2 protein-coding genes are annotated in these 1,796 nt (G+C 69.5%); one reads left to right on the top strand and one right to left on the bottom strand.

Going from position 1 to position 1,796, the window contains the following annotated elements; genetic code table 11:
• Positions 1-985 (bottom strand): YifB family Mg chelatase-like AAA ATPase (locus KIT86_RS25055; RefSeq protein WP_297403449.1); only part of this gene is annotated, 985 nt, incomplete at its 3' end.
• A 328-nt stretch (positions 986-1,313) separates the two neighbouring features.
• On the opposite strand from KIT86_RS25055, the gene KIT86_RS25050 reads away from it, so the two are divergent.
• Positions 1,314-1,652 (top strand): P-II family nitrogen regulator, encoded by a 339-nt coding sequence (locus tag KIT86_RS25050; RefSeq protein ID WP_291124926.1) that lies wholly within the window; start codon positions 1,314-1,316, stop codon positions 1,650-1,652.
• Positions 1,653-1,796 lie beyond the last annotated feature (144 nt).

The following is a 1,796-nucleotide window of genomic DNA, read 5'->3' as shown; positions in this document are numbered from 1 at the left end:
CCAGCGCCGAGCGCGGGAACTCCGGCAGCTCGTCGAGGAAGAGCACGCCTTGGTGCGCCATGGAGATCTCGCCGGGTCGCGGCGGCGAGCCGCCGCCCACCAGGGCCGCGGCACTGGCGCTGTGGTGGGGGGCGCAAGTCGGGCGCTGGCCCCAGCGCTCCAGGCTGAAGCGCCCGGCCAGCGAGGCCACGGCGGCGGACTCCAGCGCCTCCAGCGCGCCCATGGGCGGCAGCAGGCCGGCAAAACGCTGGGCCAGCATGGACTTGCCCGAGCCCGGCGGGCCGACCAGCAGCAGGCTGTGGCCGCCGGCCGCGGCGATCTCCAGCGCGCGTTTGGCGGCCACCTGGCCCTTGACGTCGATCAGGTCCGGGTAGTTGGGCAGGACGGCGCGCGCGGTGGGCGCCAAGCGCGCCCAGCCGGCCTCGTCGGGTGGCGCCATGGGCGCGGCATCGGATTTGCGCTCCGGCAGGAATTGCGCGACCACGTCGAGCAGGTGGCGCGCGCGGTAGACCTGCGCCTGGGGCACCAGCGCCGCCTCTTCGGCGCTGCCGGGCGGCAGCACCAGGCGGGTCGGGCGCCCGGTGTTCTGGCGGTGCACCGCCAGGCTCATGGCGAGCGCGCCGCGCACCGGCCGCAGATCGCCGCCGAGCGAGAGCTCGCCCGCGAACTCCCAGCCGGCCAGGCGCGCCGCGTCGATCTGCCCGCTGGCGGCCAGGATGCCGAGCGCGATCGGCAGGTCGAAGCGGCCGGAGTCCTTGGGCAGATCGGCCGGCGCAAGGTTGACCGTGATGCGCTTGTTCGACGGGAACTCCAGCCCCGCGTTGGCGATGGCCGAGCGCACGCGCTCGCGCGCTTCCTTCACCCCCGTGTCGGCCAGGCCAACCAGCGTGAAATTGGGCAGGCCGTTGGCCAGGTGGACCTCGACGCAGACCGGACGTGCTTCCAGACCGAGCAACGCGCGGCTGTGCACCAATGAAAGACTCATGTGTGATTTCTCCCTATTTCGGTGCGCGCCCGGGCGGCCAGCCGGGTTTCTGGGCACTTCCTGGGCTGCACCCCATTGGTGCGCACAGCTTTGGTGTGCCCGGAACAGGCCGGTGTTGGCACCGGAAAACCCGGGCGCGTGGGCTCAACTGTAGGCGGGCGCCAAGGCGTAAACCCCCCCAGGGTATGCAAACGGGGGCCTTGGCACGCTCCATGCTTGGGGGTGTAAGCGATTGAATCCGGGCCGTGGAGTTCCATGGTCCCTCCGCAAACCGCGGTGTCGGCCCTCCGGTCTGAGCACCCTTCCGTTCTAGAAGAGGAATCACAGCATGAAAATGGTTTCAGCCATCATCAAGCCGTTCAAGCTGGACGAAGTGCGCGAAGCACTTTCCGGCATGGGCGTGCAAGGCATCACCGTCACCGAAGTCAAGGGCTTCGGCCGCCAGAAGGGCCACACCGAGCTGTACCGCGGCGCCGAGTACGTGGTCGACTTTCTGCCCAAGGTCAAGATCGAGGCCGCCGTCTCCGACGAGCTGGTCGAGCGCGTGATCGAAGCCATCGAAGGGGCTGCACGCACCGGCAAGATCGGCGACGGCAAGATTTTCGTCACTTCCCTGGAACAGGTGGTGCGCATCCGGACCGGCGAGACCGGCAAGGAAGCGCTCTGATCGCCGCCCCCTGAACAAGAAAGATCACGGACATGAAAAAACTCATCGCAACCCTGTTCCTGGGCATGGGCCTGGCCTTTGGTGGACTCAACGCCATGGCGCAGACCCCCGCGCCCGCTGAGGCCCCGGCGGCCGCAGCGCCCG

Source organism: Hydrogenophaga sp., from assembly GCF_026125825.1.
In the GTDB taxonomy this organism is placed as follows: domain Bacteria; phylum Pseudomonadota; class Gammaproteobacteria; order Burkholderiales; family Burkholderiaceae_C; genus Hydrogenophaga.
Note: the sequence above shows the minus strand (reverse complement) of the source record. Positions and strands in the feature narration are given on the sequence as shown.

Coding starts and splice junctions, on each gene's coding strand:
- KIT86_RS25050 (WP_291124926.1), top strand. CDS start 1,314: ATGAAAATGGTTTCAGCCATCATCAAGCCGTTCAAGCTGGACGAAGTG.